The sequence below is a fragment of the Brevibacillus ruminantium genome (genome assembly GCF_023746555.1).
GTDB classification, from domain to species: Bacteria; Bacillota; Bacilli; order Brevibacillales; family Brevibacillaceae; genus Brevibacillus; species Brevibacillus ruminantium.
Window position 1 is genome coordinate 5,159,413 of sequence record NZ_CP098755.1, and the last position, 21,339, is coordinate 5,180,751.

24 protein-coding genes are annotated in these 21,339 nt (G+C 51.6%); all 24 read right to left on the reverse strand.

Features of this window, described 5'->3' with window-relative positions:
- Positions 1-76: 76 nt before the first annotated feature.
- The gene (locus tag NDK47_RS25350) at positions 77-307 is read right to left on the reverse strand and encodes a DUF1146 family protein (protein ID WP_251872479.1); all 231 of its coding nucleotides are present in this window, start codon (positions 305-307) and stop codon (positions 77-79) included.
- A gap of 217 nt (positions 308-524) precedes the next feature.
- Complete coding sequence (gene nuoN, locus NDK47_RS25355; RefSeq protein ID WP_251872480.1) at positions 525-2,048, reverse strand: NADH-quinone oxidoreductase subunit NuoN; 1,524 nt, start codon at positions 2,046-2,048, stop codon at positions 525-527.
- 3 nt (positions 2,049-2,051) lie between these two features.
- Entirely contained in the window at positions 2,052-3,575 is a 1,524-nt protein-coding gene (locus tag NDK47_RS25360) for a complex I subunit 4 family protein (RefSeq protein WP_251876374.1), read from the reverse strand.
- 1 nt (position 3,576) lies between these two features.
- Entirely contained in the window at positions 3,577-5,499 is a 1,923-nt protein-coding gene (nuoL, locus tag NDK47_RS25365; RefSeq protein ID WP_251872481.1) for an NADH-quinone oxidoreductase subunit L, read from the reverse strand.
- Between the two features lie 27 nt (positions 5,500-5,526).
- The gene (nuoK, locus tag NDK47_RS25370; RefSeq protein ID WP_251872482.1) at positions 5,527-5,838 is read right to left on the reverse strand and encodes an NADH-quinone oxidoreductase subunit NuoK; all 312 of its coding nucleotides are present in this window, start codon (positions 5,836-5,838) and stop codon (positions 5,527-5,529) included.
- On the reverse strand, positions 5,835-6,341 hold the full coding sequence (locus tag NDK47_RS25375; RefSeq protein ID WP_251872483.1) for an NADH-quinone oxidoreductase subunit J: 507 nt from the start codon (positions 6,339-6,341) through the stop codon (positions 5,835-5,837). Before NDK47_RS25375 ends, nuoK begins: the two co-directional genes overlap by 4 nt.
- Before the next feature lie 2 nt (positions 6,342-6,343).
- Positions 6,344-6,757 carry an NADH-quinone oxidoreductase subunit NuoI gene (gene nuoI, locus NDK47_RS25380; RefSeq protein WP_251872484.1) on the reverse strand — a complete coding sequence of 138 codons (414 nt, stop codon included), beginning with the start codon at positions 6,755-6,757 and terminating at the stop codon, positions 6,344-6,346.
- A gap of 99 nt (positions 6,758-6,856) precedes the next feature.
- A complete protein-coding gene (gene nuoH, locus NDK47_RS25385; protein ID WP_251876376.1) occupies positions 6,857-7,870 on the reverse strand; it encodes an NADH-quinone oxidoreductase subunit NuoH in 1,014 nt (337 codons plus the stop codon).
- Positions 7,867-9,015: an NADH-quinone oxidoreductase subunit D gene (locus NDK47_RS25390; protein ID WP_251872485.1), complete on the reverse strand. Its 1,149-nt coding sequence runs from the start codon at positions 9,013-9,015 to the stop codon at positions 7,867-7,869. Before NDK47_RS25390 ends, nuoH begins: the two co-directional genes overlap by 4 nt.
- Before the next feature lie 3 nt (positions 9,016-9,018).
- Entirely contained in the window at positions 9,019-10,308 is a 1,290-nt protein-coding gene (locus NDK47_RS27695; RefSeq protein ID WP_305883395.1) for an NADH-quinone oxidoreductase subunit C, read from the reverse strand.
- Between the two features lie 209 nt (positions 10,309-10,517).
- Complete coding sequence (locus NDK47_RS25400) at positions 10,518-11,036, reverse strand: NuoB/complex I 20 kDa subunit family protein (protein WP_251872486.1); 519 nt, start codon at positions 11,034-11,036, stop codon at positions 10,518-10,520.
- Positions 11,027-11,398 (reverse strand): NADH-quinone oxidoreductase subunit A, encoded by a 372-nt coding sequence (locus NDK47_RS25405; protein ID WP_251872487.1) that lies wholly within the window; start codon positions 11,396-11,398, stop codon positions 11,027-11,029. The genes NDK47_RS25400 and NDK47_RS25405 overlap by 10 nt, the downstream gene beginning before the upstream one ends.
- A 159-nt stretch (positions 11,399-11,557) precedes the next feature.
- Positions 11,558-12,301: a DUF6042 family protein gene (locus NDK47_RS25410; protein WP_251872488.1), complete on the reverse strand. Its 744-nt coding sequence runs from the start codon at positions 12,299-12,301 to the stop codon at positions 11,558-11,560.
- Between the two features lie 220 nt (positions 12,302-12,521).
- Positions 12,522-12,923, reverse strand: coding sequence for a F0F1 ATP synthase subunit epsilon (locus NDK47_RS25415; protein WP_251872489.1), 402 nt, complete (start codon positions 12,921-12,923; stop codon positions 12,522-12,524).
- 25 nt (positions 12,924-12,948) lie between these two features.
- Positions 12,949-14,358, reverse strand: coding sequence for a F0F1 ATP synthase subunit beta (gene atpD, locus NDK47_RS25420; protein ID WP_251872490.1), 1,410 nt, complete (start codon positions 14,356-14,358; stop codon positions 12,949-12,951).
- Between the two features lie 48 nt (positions 14,359-14,406).
- Complete coding sequence (gene atpG, locus NDK47_RS25425) at positions 14,407-15,270, reverse strand: ATP synthase F1 subunit gamma (protein ID WP_251872491.1); 864 nt, start codon at positions 15,268-15,270, stop codon at positions 14,407-14,409.
- A gap of 74 nt (positions 15,271-15,344) precedes the next feature.
- Entirely contained in the window at positions 15,345-16,856 is a 1,512-nt protein-coding gene (gene atpA / locus NDK47_RS25430) for a F0F1 ATP synthase subunit alpha (protein ID WP_251872492.1), read from the reverse strand.
- A gap of 76 nt (positions 16,857-16,932) precedes the next feature.
- Positions 16,933-17,460 (reverse strand): F0F1 ATP synthase subunit delta, encoded by a 528-nt coding sequence (locus tag NDK47_RS25435; RefSeq protein WP_251872493.1) that lies wholly within the window; start codon positions 17,458-17,460, stop codon positions 16,933-16,935.
- The gene (gene atpF, locus NDK47_RS25440; RefSeq protein ID WP_251872494.1) at positions 17,457-17,960 is read right to left on the reverse strand and encodes a F0F1 ATP synthase subunit B; all 504 of its coding nucleotides are present in this window, start codon (positions 17,958-17,960) and stop codon (positions 17,457-17,459) included. The genes NDK47_RS25435 and atpF overlap by 4 nt, the downstream gene beginning before the upstream one ends.
- 211 nt (positions 17,961-18,171) lie before the next feature.
- Complete coding sequence (atpE, locus tag NDK47_RS25445) at positions 18,172-18,402, reverse strand: F0F1 ATP synthase subunit C (RefSeq protein WP_251872495.1); 231 nt, start codon at positions 18,400-18,402, stop codon at positions 18,172-18,174.
- Between the two features lie 45 nt (positions 18,403-18,447).
- Positions 18,448-19,242 (reverse strand): F0F1 ATP synthase subunit A, encoded by a 795-nt coding sequence (gene atpB / locus NDK47_RS25450; protein ID WP_251872496.1) that lies wholly within the window; start codon positions 19,240-19,242, stop codon positions 18,448-18,450.
- Between the two features lie 114 nt (positions 19,243-19,356).
- Positions 19,357-19,725, reverse strand: coding sequence for an ATP synthase subunit I (locus NDK47_RS25455; RefSeq protein ID WP_251872497.1), 369 nt, complete (start codon positions 19,723-19,725; stop codon positions 19,357-19,359).
- Between the two features lie 10 nt (positions 19,726-19,735).
- Complete coding sequence (locus NDK47_RS25460) at positions 19,736-19,945, reverse strand: AtpZ/AtpI family protein (RefSeq protein WP_251872498.1); 210 nt, start codon at positions 19,943-19,945, stop codon at positions 19,736-19,738.
- Between the two features lie 200 nt (positions 19,946-20,145).
- On the reverse strand, positions 20,146-21,336 hold the full coding sequence (locus NDK47_RS25465; protein WP_251872499.1) for an acetyl-CoA C-acetyltransferase: 1,191 nt from the start codon (positions 21,334-21,336) through the stop codon (positions 20,146-20,148).
- Positions 21,337-21,339: the final 3 nt, after the last annotated feature.

A 21,339-nucleotide genomic window follows, 5' to 3' on the forward strand; every position in this document is an offset into this window, starting at 1 on the left:
ACGCGCCTCTCTCTGTACTTCTCAGTTTGCACGTAAAACTGGAGGGATATACCAGTAGAATCTGTGAATCCTGTGATCAGGAGAAAATCTGCCCAAAGATGAGGGACCAGCCGAGATAATTCATGAAAAAGCTGGCGATCTGATAGCCAAGAATGATCGACAGGATGATTTGCAACAGCTTGGCTCTTGCACTGTTCGGGCTTTTCAAAAAGAGGTCAAAACGGAATGCCTGCAAAGCCCACCAGCTTATCCCGATCAGGACGATGCAGACGGTGATATTGATCAGTCCGTATACAGATTGGGACACTTCTTTTCACTCCTCTATCGTATGTATCGGTAGATCAGTCCAACTTGTAAGCAACTCAAACAGTTTTGTCCGTTATAGGATACCGCAAGCAGCCACATCCCTTGTATAAAAAACGCCGAGAGATTTCGATTCTCCGATGATCAGGGACGTTTTTCACAGCAAAAAGAGGGCGGCCTGGAAGCCGTCCCCTTTATTGTACCTGATCTCTGCCTGTATTTCATTGAAAGTTCGGTGGCAACATGTCACCAAAGTTAAAGCCAGGATTGAGATAGGTTTGCACATAATCGGTCACGAGGCCCGGGAATGCCCCGAACAGCACAGTTGCCGCCGCCAAAACCAGGACCAGGGCCCCGATGGTTTTAGGTACCCTCAATGCAGCTTCTGTGGTTCCCGGACGCATGTACATCTGCCGGATGAAACCGAAGTAGTAGTAGTAGGAAACGACACTGGTCGCGATCATAATCGCCGCCAGCCAGTAGCTTCCCTGGGCAATCGCGCCCATAAAGATGTAGAACTTCCCGAAGAAACCGGCCGTCACCGGAATTCCGGCGAGCGACAGCAGGAAGATGCTCATCGAGATCGCCATCAGCGGCGAGCGATGGTACAGACCGGCGAAGCCTTTCAAATCATCCGTTTGCTGATCGCGCCCGACGATCATGATGACAGCGAAGGCTCCAAAGCTGGCCAATACATATGCAAACAGGAAGAACGTCACTTCACCGAAAAACAGGATGGTCGGCGGTGCGAACGGCACCAGCAGATATCCAGCCTGGGCAATACCGGAGTATGCCATCAGGCGCTTTACATTCGTCTGGCGCAGCGCCATCGTGTTCCCGATGATCATGGATGCACCGGCGATAAACGCCAGGTATAGCGCGCCCTGCTCGAAGAAGAAGCGCGTATCGGACTGAACCTGGAAGAAGCAGATCATCAATAAGCGGAACACCAGAGCAAAACCGGCGGCTTTGGACACGACAGCCAGGAATGCCGTGACTGGTGTCGCTGCCCCCTGATACACATCCGGGGCCCACATATGGTTAGGTGCTGCCGAGATTTTAAAGGCAAGCCCCGCCGCCAGGAAAGCAAACGCAGCGTAGATCAGGAATTCATAGCCTGACGCAGCAGCTTGTGCCAGACGCCCGGAAATCTCATAAATGTTGGTCGTTCCGGTCAAACCGTAGATGTACGACATCCCGAAAAGCGTCACTGCCGTAGAGATCGCTCCAGAGACGACGTATTTAAATGAAGATTCGTTGGATTGCAATGACTTTTTCCGCAAACCAACCAGGACATAAGAGGACAGCGACAGCAATTCGAGTCCCACAAACATCGTGATCAGATCCGCGGAGGATGCCATCACCATCGCGCCCAAAAGGCCGGACAGCAGCAGGTAGTAGTACTCGCCGCCGTGCTTTACCTCTCCCTGTTTCAGATAACAGACGGACAGCAGAATGGCGAACGCAACGCCACCGAGGAAAAGCAGCTTGAAGGCATTGCCATAGTTGTCAATGCGGATCGTATCCGCCATATACGCATACGGTTCGGCAAGCGAGCCGATATTGACAAAGACGAAAATTCCAGCCAGGACAACTCCCGCCAGGCTCAGCCAGCCGATGACTGCTTTGCCCAAACGCTTTCCGGCAAACAGATCAAGCAGTGACAGTCCGGTAGCAAATCCCAAAATGATAAACTCGGGCAGAAGGTACATCCAGTTATACGAGAAGATATCTTTAACGTCCATGGATTACCCTCCTATTCCCGTGACAATAGGGACGATTGTTTTCAAAGTCTGCTGCAGCGGATTTGCCAATACAGCCGGATAAACCCCGATCAGGATGATAAATCCGAGCAGCACCACCAGTGGAATTACCTCCATCGGCTGTGCGTCGGCCACCCCCGTAAAGCGGTCAGGAGTAGGCCCAAACGTAGTCCGAAGTATAGCGCGCAAGAGGTATGCGGCAGTCAGGACGATACCGATCGCCCCAATCGCAGCGAGTACGGGCATCTTTCCAAACAAACCAAGGAAAGCAAAGAATTCGCTGATAAAGCCGGACATACCCGGCAATCCCAGTGAAGCCATCGCCCCGGCCAGCATGATTCCGCTTGCGAACGGCATAACTTTGGCTAGTCCGCCCATCTCGTCGATCATCGAAGTCTGTGTTCTCTCCCAGATCATCCCGATCAGGAAGAACAGCAGAGCGGAGATGAAACCGTGCGATACCACCTGGAACATCGCTCCCTGGAACCCGATCGTATTCATCGCGGCAAATCCCAGGAGGACGATCCCCATATGGCTGATACTGGAGTATGCCATCACCATCTTCAGATCCTTTTGGACAAAGGCGAGAAGCGCTCCGTACAGCAGGTTGATCAACCCCAGAACCGCCATCCAGGTCGCAAACTGGTAAGCCTGTTCCGGGAAAAAGCCGATCCCCATTCGCAGCAGTCCGTACGCACCCATTTTCAGCAGGATACCGGAGTGGAGCATCACGATGGCAGGCGGTGCCTGTACGTGTACCTTCAGCATCCAGGTGTGGAACGGAAAGACGGGAAGCTTGACGGCGAATGCGATAAAGATGGCCAAAAACAAACCAAAGCGAAGCGCCGGTGTCAGCGCCAGAGCTGCCGGATGATTGACTGATCCCAGCAGATTGGCGATCGCCTCCATATTCATCGTGTTCAAATACATGAACAAGACGATAAATGCAATCAGCATAACCCCGGAGCCAATCCCGTTGTACAGCAGGAACTTGTTGGCTGCCTTTTCACGCTCTCCGTACCCCCAGATCCCGATCAGGAAATACGTCGGGATCAGTGTCAGCTCGAAGAAGATAAAGAACAGAAACAGGTTCTGCGAAGCGAATACGCCGAGCATGCCGATCAAGAGCAAGTGGAACAAGATAAAGTATTCTTTCAACCGTTTCTTTTGGTTCCACGATGCGACGGCTGCCAGTGTGGCAATAATCGCGGTGAGCACGATCAGCGGCATGGAAATCCCGTCCACGCCCATCTCATAGCCCAGGTCAAAAGAGAAGATCGCACCTGATTGCAACGTGCCGACAGGGATTGAAATCCATTTTGCCTTCTCAGCAAATTGCAATCCGGACAACTCGTAGTTAAAGGATACAAACAGGAGAAGAGACAGGAGGAGCGGCGGCAGTGTTCCCAGCACGCCAACTTTCTTGATCAAGTCTCCCTTGTGCCGCGGCACAAACGTCAGGATCAGGATTGCCAAAAGCGGTGTAAAGACAATTAGTGATAGCAGCATACTATTGGCCCATGCCAAGGAATCCACCTCCCTGCGCCGTCAATGTGATGGCGACAATCAACAGTACCAGGCCAAATAGCACCATCGCTCCGTAGGATTGCATCTGTCCGTTTTGAGCCCGGCCATGCAAAGCACCGATCCCTCGGGTAATGGCCGCCACAAGGGAGACCAGACCGTCCACCACGTATTTATCAAACAGATTCAGCAGCGAACCGAGCCAGCCGATCGGACGCACAATCACTCCCTGATAAAGCTCATCCATGTAATATTTCCGGTAGGAGAGCTGATACAGCCACGGCATCGCTTCCGGAAGCGCATCGGAAGAAATCGTACGCTTTCGATACATCAGCCAGGCCACCAAAATCCCTAAAACCGATACAGCCAGTGCGACGACTTGCAACCAGGCGGCTGCGTGCCCTTCGCCCACTCCGTACACATTTTCAATCGCCGCGCCCACATCGCCGCTCATCAGCCAATCGCCCAGAACCGGAGCGATCGGGGTTTGGATAAAGCCGGATACGATCGCCAGAAGAGCCAGAACCAACAGCGGTCCCGTCATGACTCCTGGTGATTCATGCGCCTCATGCTTGCCCCGCGGCTCACCTGTAAAGGTCAGGAAGAAGAGGCGGAACATGTAGAATGCCGTGAAGAAGGCCGCCAGAAGAGCGATCAGCAAAAGGTCAAAGCGATTCGCTTCATATACAGCACCGAGAATTGCCTCTTTTGACCAGAAACCGGCAAACGGGAAAATTCCCGCAATCGCCAGACATCCAATCAGAAAGGTTAATGCTGTAATTGGCATTTTTTTCCACAATCCACCCATTTCGAAAACATTCTGGGTATGTACAGCATGAATGACACTACCTGCTCCCAAGAAGAGCAGTGCTTTGAAAAAGGCATGCGTCATCAAATGGAACGTACCTGCGACATAACCCGCCGCTCCGGCTACCCCCAGGGCCAGCATCATATACCCGAGCTGGCTGACTGTCGAATAGGCGAGGACGCGTTTGATGTCGCGCTGGGTCAGACCGATGGACGCAGCGAAAATCGCGGTAAATCCGCCGACGTACGCCACAACATTGAGTGCGGTTTCCGATGCGATAAACAGCGGGAACGTCGTCGCTACCAAATACACACCGGCAGCTACCATCGTCGCCGCGTGAATCAGGGCAGATACCGGCGTCGGACCTTCCATCGCATCCGGCAGCCAGGTATGAAGCGGGAATTGACCTGATTTCCCCATGGCCCCGACAAAAATCAGGATCGCCGCCAGGGTAATCATCCACGGCTCCAGCTTGCCCAGTGCAACACTGTCAAAGATTTGCGTAAACTCAAAGCTGCCAGTCCACCAAAACAGCAGACAAATCGCGATAAACAGGCCCAAGTCCCCGATTCTGGTCACGATAAAAGCTTTTTTGGCTGCAGCCTTCGCTTCCGGCTTGAAGTAGTAGTAACCTACCAACAGGAAAGAGCATACCCCGACCAACTCCCAGAAGATATAAACCTGCAGCAGGTTCGGAGAGATCACGAGGCCGAGCATGGAAAACGTAAACAGTGCCAGATACTGGTAGAAAACAGGAAAGCGCTCATCCCCGTGCATATAGCCTTTGGAGTAGATCTGCACAAGCAGGCTGACCAGTGTGACGATGACCAGCATTAATGCATTGAGCTGGTTGACGTCAAACCCCATGGTGATGACAATATCTCCAACCTTCAGCCAATCGAGCGAGAATTTATAATCAATCGCTCCCTCTTTAAACCTCTGCAGGAATGTCAGTACCGCCAACACGAATGAAATGGCAGTAAAGAAAATCCCGACAGCGGCGGCTCCTTCTTTCAACTGACGGCCAAACGAGACGATCACGATGAAAGCAAAGAGCGGAAACAGAGGAATCAACCAAGCGTATTGCATAAAGGTATTCATTTTTGTCCTCCTTTTCGAATCCCTGTCCTAGCGTTTCATCGAATCCATCTCATCGACGTTGACCGTTTCGCGATTGCGGTACAGCGCAATCAGGATTGCCAGCCCGACTGCTACCTCAGCGGCTGCCACTGTCATCGTGAACAGACTGAAGATGTGTCCGGTGATTGACGGATACAGTCCGTATTTGGCGAAAGCCACCAGGTTGATGTTGACGGCATTCAGCATCAATTCGATTGAAATTAATACAACAACTGCATTTCGTTTGGTCAAAGCGCCGTACATGCCTACACAAAACAGGATCAAGGCCACTAACAAATAGGAGGTGATATTTACACTCATTCGCTGTCCTCCTCCTTCTTCGCCATGATGATCGCGCCTACAAGTGCCACCAACAGAAGCACAGAGATCAACTCAAACGGGATCACATAGGTGGTAAAGACCGTAAGCCCGATTTCTTTGACGTTGTGCTCAGAGGCAACCGTCTCTGCCGCAGGCGGCCATGCTGTGCTTTGAATACCCCAGAACATCAATCCGAACAAGACTACGACGAAAATGAGCGAAAACCAGTTTTTCCATACATGACCGGTTCCCTCATCTGACGCATCGTGTTTGGTCAGCATGATCCCAAACAGCATCAAGATGGAAATCGCCCCGGAATAAACCAGTATTTGGGCAACTCCGACGAATTCCGCTCCCAGTAAGACGAACAGTCCCGCGATGCTGATAAAGGTAATCCCCAGGGAGATCACCATATGGACGACGCGGGTAAAGCTGATCATGAAGACCGCTCCGCCAATCGTCATCAGGGAGAGGATAAAGAAAGCAAGAAACTCGCCATTCATCACTAGTTCTCCTCCCTGACGTTGATATTGTTGTCGTCCAGCCACTTGAGGTTTTTGTAAAGCTCATCCCGGCTGTATGTGGCCAGCTCGAAGTTGTTGGTCATGACGATCGCTTCAGTCGGACAAACCTCGGTGCACAAATCGCACAAGATACAAATTTCAAAGTTGATATCATACGTGTCGATAATTTTCCCCTTCTTCTCCGGGTCCGGATGGGGCTTGCCTGTCAATTGGATGCATTCTGTCGGACATACGCGTGCACACTGGTTGCAAACGATGCATTTTTCCGGCGAGAAGTGCTGGATGCCGCGAAAACGGGGCGGCATGGGAAAAGGCACGTCCGGGTAAAAATGCGTAACTTTCTTCTCAGTCATTTTTTTGAATGTATACCCCAGGCCTTTGGCCAGTCCTAGCATGTGTGTCACCCCTTTGGTAATAAACGTTTATCAAAGCATACTCTCGGTGGAGCGACCGCCTTTTAGCGGAAGTTATGATGCGCGCTCACCCCAGGCGAATCAGGAGAACATGCCGTTTTGATAGGAAATGACAACGGCGGTGATCAAGATGTTCAACAAGGCTAAGGGCAAAAGCACTTTCCATGAAAACGACATCAGCTGGTCTGCGCGTGGACGCGGCATGGTCGCACGGAGCCAGAACTGCAAGAAGATATAAACGGAAAACTTCAGCAAAAACCAGACGATGCCCGGAATGAAATCAAGTGCCTGAATGGGTGGCAGCCAACCGCCAAAGAACAGGATGGTTACCAACGCCCCCATACCGAACATATACACATACTCTGCCAGCATGAACATCGCAAAACGGAAGCCGGAATATTCGACGTGATAACCGCCGACCAGCTCAGACTCTGCTTCCGGCAGGTCAAACGGCGTACGGTTCAACTCCGCCTGTGCGGCAATCAGGAAAACAGCCAGCCCCAGAATCTGCGGAATGAAATTCCACATCCCTTGCTGGGCGAGGACAATCTCCCTCAGGTTCATACTGCCTGTCATGAGCACGACACCGACAACGGACATGACGAGCGGCACTTCGTAGCTGATCATCTGAGCAGCAGAGCGAAGGCCCCCGATCAATGAGTATTTGTTGTTGGATGCCCATCCGGCTGTAATCACGCCCAGTACTGTGATACCCGAGAGGGCAATGTAATAGAGAATCCCGATTCCCAGGTCAGCAAACTGAATTTTGTCGGTAAATGGCAAAACAGCCAGAACACCGAAAGCTGGCGCATAGACCAGGATAGGTGCAAGTGTATAAAGCGCTCGGTCAGCATGCTTGGGACGTGTATCTTCCTTCAAAAGAAGCTTGGCAACGTCCGCTACTGTTTGCAGCAAACCAAGTGGGCCGACACGATTCGGACCGATCCGAAGCTGCATCCAACCAATCACTTTTCGTTCAAAATAAATCGCGTAGGTGACAAAGCCCAGCAAAACCGCCAGCAGGATCACGGCTGCGATGAAAAACCAAAGGATGTTTCCCAGTGAAGGTGCCTGTTGCAAAAGCTCGCGCATCAGCAATCTACCTCCCCAAGCACGATATCAATGCTGCCCAGGATTGCCACCATGTCAGAGATGTTCTCTCCATCCAGCAATGCAGGCAGAATCTGCAGGTTGGTAAAGGATGGGCGGCGGAACTTCAAGCGCCACGGCTTATCCTTACCTTGGCTCGCGATGTAGCAACCGATCTCACCGCGCGGCGATTCGATCCGAACATAGGCTTCGCCTGCTGGCGGACGGATGACACGAGGCACTTTGCCCAAAACTTCGCCTTCACTTGGAAACTGTTCGAGCGCTTGTTCCAGGATGCGCAAGGATTGCTCAACCTCTGCCAGACGAAGATGATAACGTGCCAGGCAGTCCCCTTCAGTTGCCACCGGTACATCAAAATCAAAACGGTCGTAGATGCAATATGGTTCATCTTTGCGCAAATCCCATTTGATGCCCGTAGAGCGCAGCATCACACCGGAAAGCGAGTAGTCTAGTGCCGTCTTTTGATCAAATTTTCCGATTCCCCGCAGTCGGTTCAGGAAAATCTCGTTCCCAGATACAAGCTGGTGGTAGCCGCCCAGTTCGTTTTTCATATAAGCGACAAACTCTTTCACTTTTTCAATCCAACCCGGAGGAGCATCCCATTTCACACCGCCTACACGCATGTAGTTAAATGTCATGCGTGCGCCGCACAGCTCGTTGAACAAGTCGAGAATCGTCTCCCTGTCCCGGAAGGCAAACAAAAACGGTGACATGGCACCAAGGTCAAGCAAATAGGTGCCCCACCACACCAAGTGACTGGCAACACGATTCAATTCCATGGCAATCAGGCGAAGATACTGCGCTCGCTCTGGAATCTCCAACCCCATCATGGTTTCCACGGCATGACAGATCACGTAGTTGTTGGTCATCGCCGCCAGATAGTCCATCCGGTCTGTATAGGGGATGATTTGTGTGTAGGTCAGATTTTCTGCCAGCTTTTCCGTCCCTCTGTGCAGATAACCCATGACCGGAATCGCTTCTTTGATGGTTTCCCCATCAATCTTCACGACCAGACGAAATACTCCGTGTGTACTGGGGTGCTGCGGGCCTACGTTGAGGAGCATCTCCTCTGTCCGAATTCCGGTATCAGAAGACAAGATTGTATTCGTGGTCAGGATGTCTTGATTCATCTTCTACACCTCCTCGTCGTACTGCACGTAGTCCTTCCGCAGCGGATATCCAACCCACTCATCCGGGAGCAAAATTCGACGCAAATCGGTATGTCCCGGGAAATGAATGCCTAAAAGGTCGAAAGTTTCCCGTTCATTCCAATCTGCTCCCCTCCAGATATTCATCACAGAAGGAACGCTTGACTGTTCGCGGTCCGTTTTCACTTTTACCGCTACGCTTTGTCTGTTTTTGTAGGAATAGAAGTGATAGTACACTTCCATGCGATCCTCGTAATCCACTCCATGCAGGTTGGCCAGATAGTCAAAAGCCAACGTCTCGTCATCCCGCATGAACTGCGCTACTTCCAGCCAGCGCTCATTCTTGATGACCAACGTGGGTACTTCTTTGCTAAGCTCATTAATATAGGAAGATTCCAGAACATCCGCACCGAATGCTTCTGTAAGACGGGCTACATATTTATCCAGGTAAGGCTGATTTTTGGAAGGGGGCTTCGGCGCTTCGGGGGCTGCATCGGCTTCTCCACCGGCCCCAGCAGCCTTTGCTTTGGCCGCTGCGGCTGCGGCTGCTTTCGCTTTGGCTGCTGCCGCTGCCTTGGCTTTGGCATCTGCGTCACCATCGGCTCCTGATTCACCGGCTTGGTTCGCCGCTTCACGTGCAGCTTTGGCTTTGGCTGCTGCTGCCGCTGCTGCTTTCGCTTTGGCCGCTGCCGCTGCTTTGGCTTTGGCATCTGCGTCAGCATTTTCACCAGCTCCGCCTTCGGACGCTTCACGCGCTGCCTTGGCTTTCGCCGCTGCTGCCGCTGCCGCCGCTGCTTTGGCTGCTGCCTTTTCCTCCGGTGTCATTTCCGAAACCGGCTTGCTCGGCGCTGCTGCTTGCTCAGGGGCTGATTGTTCCGCTCCGGCTTTTTCCGCTGCTTCACGCGCTGCCTTGGCTTTCGCCGCTGCTGCCGCTGCCGCCGCTGCTTTGGCTGCTGCCTTTTCCTCCGGTGTCATTTCCGAAACCGGCTTGCTCGGCGCTGCTGCTTGCTCAGGGGCTGATTGTTCCGCTCCGGCTTTTTCCGCTGCTTCACGCGCAGCTTTTGCTTTCGCTGCTGCTGCCGCTGCCGCCGCTGCTTTGGCTGCTGCCTTTTCCTCCGGTGTCATTTCTGAAACCGGCTTGCTCGGCGCTGCTGCTTGCTCAGGGGCTGGTTGTTCCGCTCCGGCTTTTTCCGCTGCTTCACGCGCAGCTTTTGCTTTCGCTGCTGCTGCCGCTGCCGCCGCTGCTTTGGCTGCTGCCTTTTCCTCCGGTGTCATTTCCGAAACCGGCTTGCTCGGCGCTGCTGCTTGCTCAGGAGCTGGTTGCTCGGCTTCCGCTTTCTGCTCAGAGGCAGGTTGTTCGGCTCCTGTTTGCTCGGCCGCTAGCTGCTCCTGCTCTTTTGCCTTCCGCAAAGCTTCCGCCTTCGCTCTTGCTTCCGCTGCTGCCTTTGCCTTTTCCTCCGGCGTCGGTTTGCGTTTTTCGTCTGTCATTGATTCGTCACCCGCTTCCCTGTCTTCGCTTCGTAACGAATTTTTTCTTGAAGTTTGTTTATTCCGTAAATAAGCGCTGCAGGATTGGGTGGACAACCAGGAATGTAGACATCAACCGGAACAATCTGATCGACGCCTTTCACCACGCTGTAGGATTTCACATAGGGTCCTCCCGCTGTCGCACAAGAGCCCATCGCGATCACCCACTTCGGTTCGGGCATTTGATCGTAGAGTCTGCGAAGCAGAGGTGCCATTTTCTTCGTAACCGTTCCGGCTACAATCATCACGTCTGACTGCCTGGGGGATGCACGGAAAATGACGCCAAAACGGTCCAGGTCATAGCGGGCACCGCCCGTTCCCATCATTTCAATCGCACAACAGGCCAGACCAAAAGTAAGCGGCCAGAGCGAGTTGCTTCGCACCCAACCTTTCACCGTTTCCAGCGTCGTAAACATGACGTTTCGATTCAGCTCTTCTTGCAATTCAGGCGCAATGCTCGTGAGATCTAGTTCCATTCCAGCACCTTCTTTCTCCACGCGTAAATCAATCCCACTACAAGCAAGCAGATAAAGATCACCATTTCTACCAGGGCAAAGAGTCCCAACTGTTTGTAAGCGACTGCCCACGGATAAAGAAAGAGCGTCTCTACATCAAAAATCACAAAGAGCAAGGCAAAAATGTAATACTTGACATTAAAACGCACCCAACTGTCCCCGACTGGAATGTTACCGCTTTCATAGGTAGTCTGCTTTTCTGGAGTCGGTTTTTTCGGACGCAGCATGGGACCGATGATGCTAACCGTAGCTACGGGCAGCAACACCCCGAGGAACAAGAAAATCGCCACAATCACATAATTGTTGGTATAAATTTCACCCAATGACGTTCCCTCCGCTCTGTGAACATTAGAAAAAAATACCTCCACTATTATAGCAAATTGCCCAGAGGGTGTCTAACGAATGACTTCCACAAGTTCCAATAATAGGAAAAACTCAGGGTTTTTCTCCCTAAGTTTTTCCATTGATACCTGCATTTGATTTTATTGGACGTTCGACGAGTAATCTTGTTTGAGGAAATCTTCGTAAACGCGCTCCCATACTACGGAGAACGTCATCGGCTCGTCATCCGGAATTTCCAACATGTTTTCAACCGGTTCTTGAAGATATGGCGTCAGCTTGATCAGCACCTCTGTCAACATGGCGTCATTGGTACTCAGCATTTGCTTCAAGTCGGCCTTGGACAGGTGGAACACCTCGTCATCACGCTCATGCAAAGCGAGAATCAGTCGGCTAAAAACTGGATGAACCAAAGCTTCCAGCTTCAAATAGATCAAAGCGACTTGCTCATTTTCTGTCAGTTGGAAAAGATCCAAGGTGTCAGGGAACGGGGAGATAGGTACATCCCACACATCTCCTTTGTCCAGGAGCAGCCCCCATTTTTCAAACAGAGCGAGCGCTTCTTCGCGGGAGGTTGGGTATTCATAGCCGGAACGGTTGATCACTTTCTTGTGACGCTCCAACAGGTGAACATAGCCTTCAAAATCCTCTTTGGATTTGAACATTTCCTCTTTTGGCTCCGTAAACGTGTTCTTCAATCCTTCGAAGCCGTCCATGATCTCATTCATTTCTGCTTTGCTTTCTCCCTTGGTCACTGCGAAGCACAATGCCTGGAACAGCACGTTCATTTCGTGAGGCAGTACGTTGGACCAGCCATTTGCTGCATATGCTGCTGGGATGGCAACACCATCGACGCTGTTCTCACGGATGTCTCTAATTGTTTGCATATGTTTACACTCTCCTTTATACCTGGAACCACATGAACATCCACATCATCATGACCACTCTCTCGCCATTCAACTTTTGAAATGGCTAACCATCTCGTCTATTATACACCGAATGAGCAGGCGATTACCAACTGGAATTGACATCCTACTAAAAGCTGGGTATACAAGGGTCATGAAAAAAGTCCCCGCAGCTCAACTCGCCACGGGGACCTTCTCTGTGTTATTTCGTCGAAATCTGCAGACGCGTAAGGGCGCGCTGCAAGGCACGTTCAGCACGTCGTACATCCAGATCTGGATGCTTTTCGCTCAGTCGTTTCTCCGCACGCTCTTTCGCCGACTTGGCGCGAGCGACATCGATATCTTCCGGCGTTTCTGCTGTTTCGGCCAAAATCGTTACCTTGTCGCCGCGGACTTCCATAAATCCGCCGCTAACGGCCATTACGACTTCTTTTCCACCTTCGGTCTTGATCCGAACGGGAGCGATCTTCAGCGGGGTCACCAGCGGCATGTGGTTCGGCATAATACCGAGTTCACCTTGCACGCCACGGGCAATGACCAAATTCGCTTCACCACTGAAAATAACCCGTTCAGGAGTTACGACTTCCACTGTCATCTTGCTCACTTACTGGTCTCCCCTTTCCAGGGTGTTACGCCATGGACTTCGCTTTTTCCACTGCTTCTTCGATCGTACCTACATACAGGAACGCCGATTCAGGCAGGTGGTCATGCTTGCCTTCGAGGATTTCTTTGAAACTGCGAACGGTTTCCTTCAGTGGCACGTATTGGCCTGGGTTACCGGTAAACTGCTCAGCAACGTGGAAGGACTGGGACAGGAAGCGTTGAATGCGGCGAGCGCGTCCAACTACTTGCTTGTCCTCATCGCTCAACTCGTCCATACCGAGGATCGCGATGATATCTTGCAGTTCTTTGTAACGTTGCAGAATTTTTTGCACGCCGCGCGCTACATCGTAGTGCTCTTGACCAACTACGTCAGGAGACAGAGCGCGGGAAGTAGATGCCAGTGGGTCTACCGCAGGGAAGATACCCAGCTCGGCGATGGAACGCTCCAGGTTGGTTGTAGCGTCCAAGTGAGCAAAGGTAGTAGCTGGCGCCGGGTCCGTGTAGTCATCCGCTGGTACGTAGATCGCTTGGATGGACGTTACGGAACCTTTTTTCGTAGAAGTAATGCGCTCTTGCAGCTGACCCATTTCAGTAGCCAGTGTTGGCTGGTAACCTACCGCAGATGGCATACGGCCGAGGAGTGCGGATACCTCGGAACCCGCTTGGGTAAAGCGGAAGATGTTATCGATAAACAAGAGTACGTCGCGGCCTTCTTCATCACGGAAGTATTCCGCCATGGTCAGACCGGTCAGGGCTACACGAAGACGTGCGCCAGGCGGTTCGTTCATTTGACCGAATACCATCGCGGTTTTCGGCAGAACGCCCGCATCTTTCATCTCATGGTACAAGTCGTTCCCTTCACGGGTACGCTCACCTACACCGGCGAATACGGAGATACCGCCGTGCTCTTGTGCGATGTTGTTGATCAGCTCTTGAATGGTAACGGTTTTCCCTACACCCGCACCACCGAACAGACCGATCTTACCACCCTTGATGTAAGGAGCCAAGAGGTCAATAACCTTGATCCCTGTTTCCAGGATCTCAACGTTAGTCGCTTGGTCTACGAACTCAGGTGCTTTGCGGTGAATCGGGTCGCGACGATCAACTTGACCAAGTTCTTGCAGGTCGATCGGCTCGCCGAGTACGTTGAATACGCGTCCGAGGGTTACTGCACCCACTGGAACGGAAATAGCTGCACCAGTATCAACAGCTTCCATGCCGCGAACCAAACCGTCGGTGGAAGACATCGCTACGGTACGAACCAGGTTGTCACCCAGGTGTGTCGCAACCTCAACCGTCAAATCGATGTCACGCTCTCCAGCGCTTTGGGCTTTATGTTGAATTTTGATCGCATTGTAAATGGCAGGCAGGTGTCCGCGGTCGAACTCGATGTCGACAACCGGACCCATTACCTGAACCACGCGTCCATTCGCCATGTTACTTCTTCCCTCCTGTAAAGCTGAATTGGGAGCTATCCGCTGCAATTACGCCTGTGCGTTAGCACCCGCTACGATCTCGGAAATCTCTTGCGTAATGGCTGCCTGACGGGCACGGTTGTACTGCAACGTGTAACGGCTGATCATATCCGTTGCGTTGTCTGTCGCGTTGCCCATTGCAGTCATACGGGAACCTTCTTCGGAAGCCTTCGCTTCCAGCAGCGCACTGTACACCAGTGTTTCCGCATATTTCGGCAGCAGATTCGCCAGTACTTCTTCCGAGGACGGCTCATACTCGTAATTCACTGTGCGGTTGTTGTTGCTCTCGGGAGCTTCCAACGGCAGCAATTGTTTTACGGTAGGTGTCTGCGAAATTGCACTATGGAATTTGTTGTAGCACAGGTACAGTTCATCGATTTGTTCGTTCTCGAACATCGCAACCGCCGCACTCGCAATCTTTTTGATGTCGGCAAAGGATGGGCTTGCCGGCAAGCCAGTAGCCTCTTCCAGAAGCGGATAGTCGCGCTTCTTTAAAAAGTCGCTGCCTTTTCGTCCGATCACAAAAATGCCGTACTCATCCTTAGACTTGTGCTTTTCGGCGATCCTGTTGATCACGGCGCGAAGGATGTTGGCGTTGTATCCACCAGCCAAACCGCGATCGGAAGTGATGACAATGTAACCAGTCTTTTTCACAGGACGGGATTGAAGCATTGGATGCTTGGAGCCAGAGGTTCCGCTCGCAATGCTTGCGATCACTTCCTGGATTTTGTCAGCGTAAGGACGTGCTGCCTCAGCCTTCTCCTGGTTGCGGCGGAGCTTGGCTGCCGCCACCATTTTCATCGCTTTCGTGATTTGGCGCATGTTTTTCGTACTTTTGATTTTGCTACGAACCTCACGTATTCCTTTAGCCACTCGTTCTCACCACCTTGAGGACGCATGCCCGGGCGATTCGCCCGGCCTGCATCTGATGTCTATCAGGTAAACGATTAGCGAGTTACCGAAAAGCCTTTTTTGAACTCTTCGATCGCTGCGTTGAATTCTTTTTCATCTGGAAGGTCTTTCGTCGTGCGGATATGCTCCAACAGTTGTGGCTTGTTGGACTCGAGGAAAGACAGCATTTCCTTCTCGAAGCGGCGTACGTCAGCCACTGGGATATCATCCAGGAAGCCTCTTGTCGCGGAGTAGATGGAAGCTACTTGTTTTTCTACCGGCATCGGATCGAATTGACCTTGTTTCATGATTTCCATCAAGCGCTCACCACGGGTCAGACGAGCTTGGGTTGCTTTATCCAGGTCGGAACCGAACTGGGCAAACGCAGCCAACTCACGGTATTGAGCCAACTCAAGCTTGAGTGGACCTGCTACCTTTTTCATCGCCTTGATTTGCGCGGAACCACCTACGCGGGATACGGAGAGACCGGTATTCACCGCTGGACGTTGACCTGCGTTGAACAAGTCTGTCTCCAGGAAGATCTGACCGTCGGTGATGGAGATCACGTTGGTTGGAATGTATGCGGAAATGTCACCCGCTTGGGTCTCGATAAACGGCAGAGCGGTAATGGAACCTGCTCCCAGTTCATCAGACAATTTCGCAGCGCGCTCCAGCAGACGGGAGTGCAGGTAGAAAACGTCACCAGGGTATGCTTCACGGCCTGGAGGACGACGGAGCAACAAGGACATTTCGCGGTATGCAGCAGCCTGTTTGGACAGGTCATCGTATACGCAAAGAACGTGCTGTCCTTTGTACATGAAGTATTCACCCATCGTTACACCTGTGTAAGGTGCCAGGTACAGCATCGGAGCTGGGTCAGAAGCTGTAGCGGATACGACGATGGTGTATTCCAGAGCGCCTGCTTTACGCAGGGTTTCTACGATGTTGGCAACAGTGGATTGCTTTTGACCGATTGCCACGTAGATACAAATCATGTTTTGACCTTTTTGGTTGATGATCGTGTCGAGCGCCACTGCTGTTTTACCAGTTTGGCGGTCGCCAATGATCAACTCACGCTGTCCGCGTCCAACCGGGATCATCGCGTCGATCGCTTTGATACCTGTTTGAAGCGGCTCGTGTACGGATTTACGCGCCATTACGCCAGGAGCTGGGCTCTCGATCGGGCGGAAACCGTCATTTGCGATAGGGCCTTCACCGTCGATTGGTTGACCCAGTGGGTTTACTACGCGGCCGAGCAGCGCTTCCCCTACTGGAACTTCCATTACGCGGCCTGTACGTTTTACTGTGTCGCCTTCCTTAATGTCGCGGAAAGGACCCATAATAACGACACCCACGTTATCTTCTTCCAAGTTGAGTACCATACCCATAACGCCGTTTTGGAACTCGAGGAGCTCCCCTTGCATGGCTTTTTCCAAACCGTGAACGCGAGCAATACCGTCACCAACCTGGATGACTGTTCCTACGTCCACAACTTCGATTTCAGATGTAAAATTAGCGATCCGCTCTTTGATGAGGGAGCTAATCTCTTCTGGTCTGATTGCACTCACTTACATTCACCCCATTCGTCCAACGATCTTAATAAAGGGTGTTTAAAGCGTACCAGCCGCTTTAAACAGTCGTACTTTATTGTTGATGCGCAAAAAGCTCGAGTTTCGTTTTCATGCTGCCGTCGTACAAGCGGTCACCGATCTGGATGACGATTCCTCCAAGGATGGAAGCATCCACCACATTGGTTACGCGCAGCTTTTTGTTCAGTCTTTGCCCGAACTTGTCTGCGAGTTCTGCTTGCTCTTCGGCAGAAAGCGGATGAGCACTGGTAACGACTGCGTCGGCGATACCGCGCGCTTCGTTCGCCAGCTTCACAAACGCCTGATGAATGAGCGCCACTTGGGCTTCTCTTCCATTCTCAATCAAGACAGTCAGGAAGTTGTGCACTTCTTCGCTGATGTGGCTTTTAAACAAATCGTCTACCAGCGATTGTTTTGCTCCTGCAGCAATATGCGGATGAAGCAAAATCTTGCTCAGATCAGCGTTTTGCTCCACGGCTTGCACAACGGCTCCCAGGTCAGCTTCCACTTGATCAATTTTTCCACGCTCGCTTGCTACTTCGAACAAAGCGCGAGCGTAGCGCTTACCTACTCCGCCGCTCATAGGCGATCTCCCACTTGAGTGAGGAATTTATTGACGGTTTCTTTTTGCGCTGCTTCATCCAGCTCTTTTTCAATAATTTTGGAAGCCAGAAGAACAGACAGGCCAGCCATCTGGTCGCGCAATTCCGCTTTTGCCTTTTCCACTTCACGAGCCAATTCCTTGCTCGCATCTGCTTTCATGCGCTCGCTGGCTTCTTGAGCGTCTGCCACAATTTTGGCAGACTCTGTAGTCGCTTGCTTGGTCGCACGATCAATAATGGATTTTGCTTCCACGCGAGCTTCATCGAGCAAACGGCGTTGCTCAGCCAGCAATGCTTCTGACTCTTGGCGGCTGCGCTCTGCAGAAGCGATCTCGTTCTCTACATATTGACGGCGCTTTTCTAAAACACCTGCGATCGGCTTGGTAGCGTACTTGGCTACGGCGATCAACAGGATAATGAAAACGATCACCTGGAACAGTAACGTGCCCCATTCAAGGGATACGGCTCCAAAGTCAAGCATTTTATTCACTCCTTCCCTGCACAACAGGAGAAATCTGCAACGTTGCATATCCGTCGCGGGCGACCCGCGAGATTTTTACATCACGGTCATGACCGTGTTCCAGACCGCAAGCGGTCAAAGTAAATGTTGTGAAAAACCTCGAGATGTTTTTCACAGAAAAGAGAGGCGAAGGGCATGCCTCCGCCTATGCATTACTGTTTAAACTGTTCGCTTAGCCCAGTCGGCCATACAGAATGAAGCCAACCGCTACAGCGATAATCGGAATCGCCTCGACAAGACCCATACCGAGGAACATCAGACCCATCAGGCTACCACGAGCTTCTGGTTGACGAGCAACGCCTTCAATTGTGCGGGAAATAACCAAGCTGGCGCCCAGTGCACCACCGAATGCTGCAAGACCAAATACGATACCAATTGCAAGAGCAAGACCTAAACCTTCCATGTTAGGAAAACCTCCCTGAAATTTTATAGAGTGAAATATGAGTTGCTAGTGTTCGTCGTTGACATGCTGTGAAATGTAAACCATCGACAGCGTCAAGAAAATAAATGCCTGAATTGCACCTACGAAGACGGAATAACCCAGCCATATGAACAATGGCACTGTGGCCAAAAGACCACCGCTCAGCAAGAATGAGATCATGACCTCTTTTGCGAACAGGTTACCGAATAGACGCAACGGCAGTGTTAGCGGTTTAATGACAAATTCCTCAAGTATGTGGATTGGGTTTAAGAACGTATGTTTAAACCAACCACCCGGACTTTTGCGAATGCCCAGATAATGTGAATAAAGCAGAACAACCAGTGCCAGACCAAAGGTTACGCTTGGTGTAGCAGTCGGAGATTTCCACCAGACAATGTGGACCCCTTCGGTTGCCAGTTCATGCTCGACAACTTCTTGTCGTTTCGCTTGAAGTTCCGGCGTATTGGCAATCGTCAGCATATCCATGACGCTTTCGCTCACATGACCTGTGTGTTTTGTATTCACATTGAGAATGACACCCAGCTGGTTTCCGAAGAAAATGTACAAGAACAGCGTAATTCCCAATGTCATTAACATCATGACCTTCTTAGGCTCCATGTAGCCGGCGCCTACGTTCTTCACGAAATCAAAAACCCACTCAACAGCATTCTGTTTTCCGCCGGGAACACCCGTTTCCAGCTTGCGAGTCATGGCAAACATGAAGATAAAGACGATCAAGGCAGTGATTACTGTCATAATCATCGTTGAAACGTCAAAAACCATACCGAGTTTTTCAAATCGCAGTGTATAATGATGACCCATCTTTTCACCCCTTTCTTTGCGGCATAGAGAGGTTGTCCAGAGGCGGCTCTCGGAGCTTTCTTTGAACACACTCAAGGATGTTGCGGCTACTTCCAAGCAAATCTTCATGCAAATCTATTGTAAGGAGCGGTATACAAAAAATGAGCTGAGTCCGTGGACCAGAAACAGGCCGATGAGGACTCCTGCAAGATTGAAAAGGTTTGGAAACAGCACAGTGAGGTACCCTGCCAATCCGGCGACCAGAAAACGTTGAATGGTACCCGTTCCTCCTGGCTTGTATCCTGGATTATCAGCTACCTGACCGACACGCCAAACCTTTGTGAAAAGGATGATGGTATTAATCATCCCTCCGACAATACCAATGAGCAAACCTTGCCAATACAATGCATACCCGGGCAACAGAACCAGAAGTATCGCGGCAAAAGCCAAACAGTAGAATGCATAGCGAAATGTTTTTCGCATAGCGTGTGCAATCGGTTCCATTTCCACCTCCCTAGAGGTACGGGCGAATCAATCGATAGACACTGTAAACACCAATAACAAGCCCTAGTAAAAGTCCAATCATCATGCACCAGGGATTTGTCAAAAGCAAACGATCCACGTACCTGCCAAGCATTACGCCGGCTACTACGCAGATGGCAAAATCAACTCCTACCAAGCCTGCAAAACCAATCGCTCGCCAAGGACTATCAAATTTTGCCAAGTAGTTTAACACCTCTCACATAAAAGAGAGGGCACACGGTCGCCCCTTAGCCCTCATTCATATTAACGAAGATTTATTCCCTTTGTCAACGTGCCGATAGTTCTGTACACAAAGCGTTCACAATTGAAAACGACTGTGTTTGTTTGCAAAATACGACACTCATTCCACTTCATAAAAACAGGAAAAATTTCAAGTTGCTGCTAGGCTTTTTCTACCACGGTAGCTACTCCTTGTCCACCGCCGATGCAAAGGGTGGCTAATCCATATTTTACCCCCGGCCGCTTGTTCAATTCGTGCACAAGTGTCACCAGAATTCTGGCACCGCTTGCTCCGATCGGATGACCGAGCGCGATTGCCCCGCCATTTACGTTCAGCTTTTCTTTGTCGATGCCCAATTCCTTGCCCACAGCAAGCGATTGTACAGCGAATGCCTCGTTTGCTTCGATCAGATCGATTTGCTCCAGCGACAGCCCTGCCTTGGCGAGAACGCGCTGTGTCGCAGGCACCGGACCAATTCCCATGATTCGCGGGTCTACGCCGGCACTGGCATTGGCTACGATCCGGGCCAGCGGCTTCACGCCCAGCTCGCGCGCTTTTTCCCCGGACATGATCAACAGAGCTGCAGCCCCGTCGTTGATTCCAGAGGCATTTCCTGCCGTCACCGTTCCATCCTTTTTAAATGCAGGGCGCAGTTTGCCAAGCGACTCTGCCGTAGCTCCGGCACGCGGGAATTCATCCACAGCAAACATCACCGGGTCGCCTTTTTTCTGCGGAATCGGCACAGGAATAATCTCTTCCTGGAAGCGTCCTTCGCTGATCGCACGCTGCGCTTTTTCCTGACTCCAGGCAGCGAACTCATCCTGTTCTTCCCGCGACAGACCGTACTCCGCGCACAAATTTTCTGCGGTAATCCCCATGTGATAGTCATTGAAGGCACACCAGAGTCCGTCGCGGATCATGCTGTCCACGACTTTTTGATCGCCCATCCGGTATCCGTTGCGCGCTCCTTCCAGCAGATACGGTGCCTGACTCATATTCTCCATGCCGCCCGCAAGCACTACCTCAGCATCACCCGAAAGAATCGACTGGACTGCCAGATGGACAGCTTTTAGCCCGGAGCCGCAAACCTTGTTGATCGTCATAGATGGCACCTGCTGCGGCAGACCAGCGCGAATCGCCGCTTGACGGGCCGGATTCTGTCCGAGACCTGCCTGCAGTACATTGCCCATAATCACTTCATCGACAGCATCCTTCGCCACTCCTGCGCGTTCCAGCGCTGCTTCCAGTACCATCGCTCCCAGATGGGTAGCGCTTACATTTGCCAGCGTACCTTGAAAGCTGCCAATCGCCGTCCGCACGGCACTTGCAATCACGATTTCTCTTTGACTCATAAA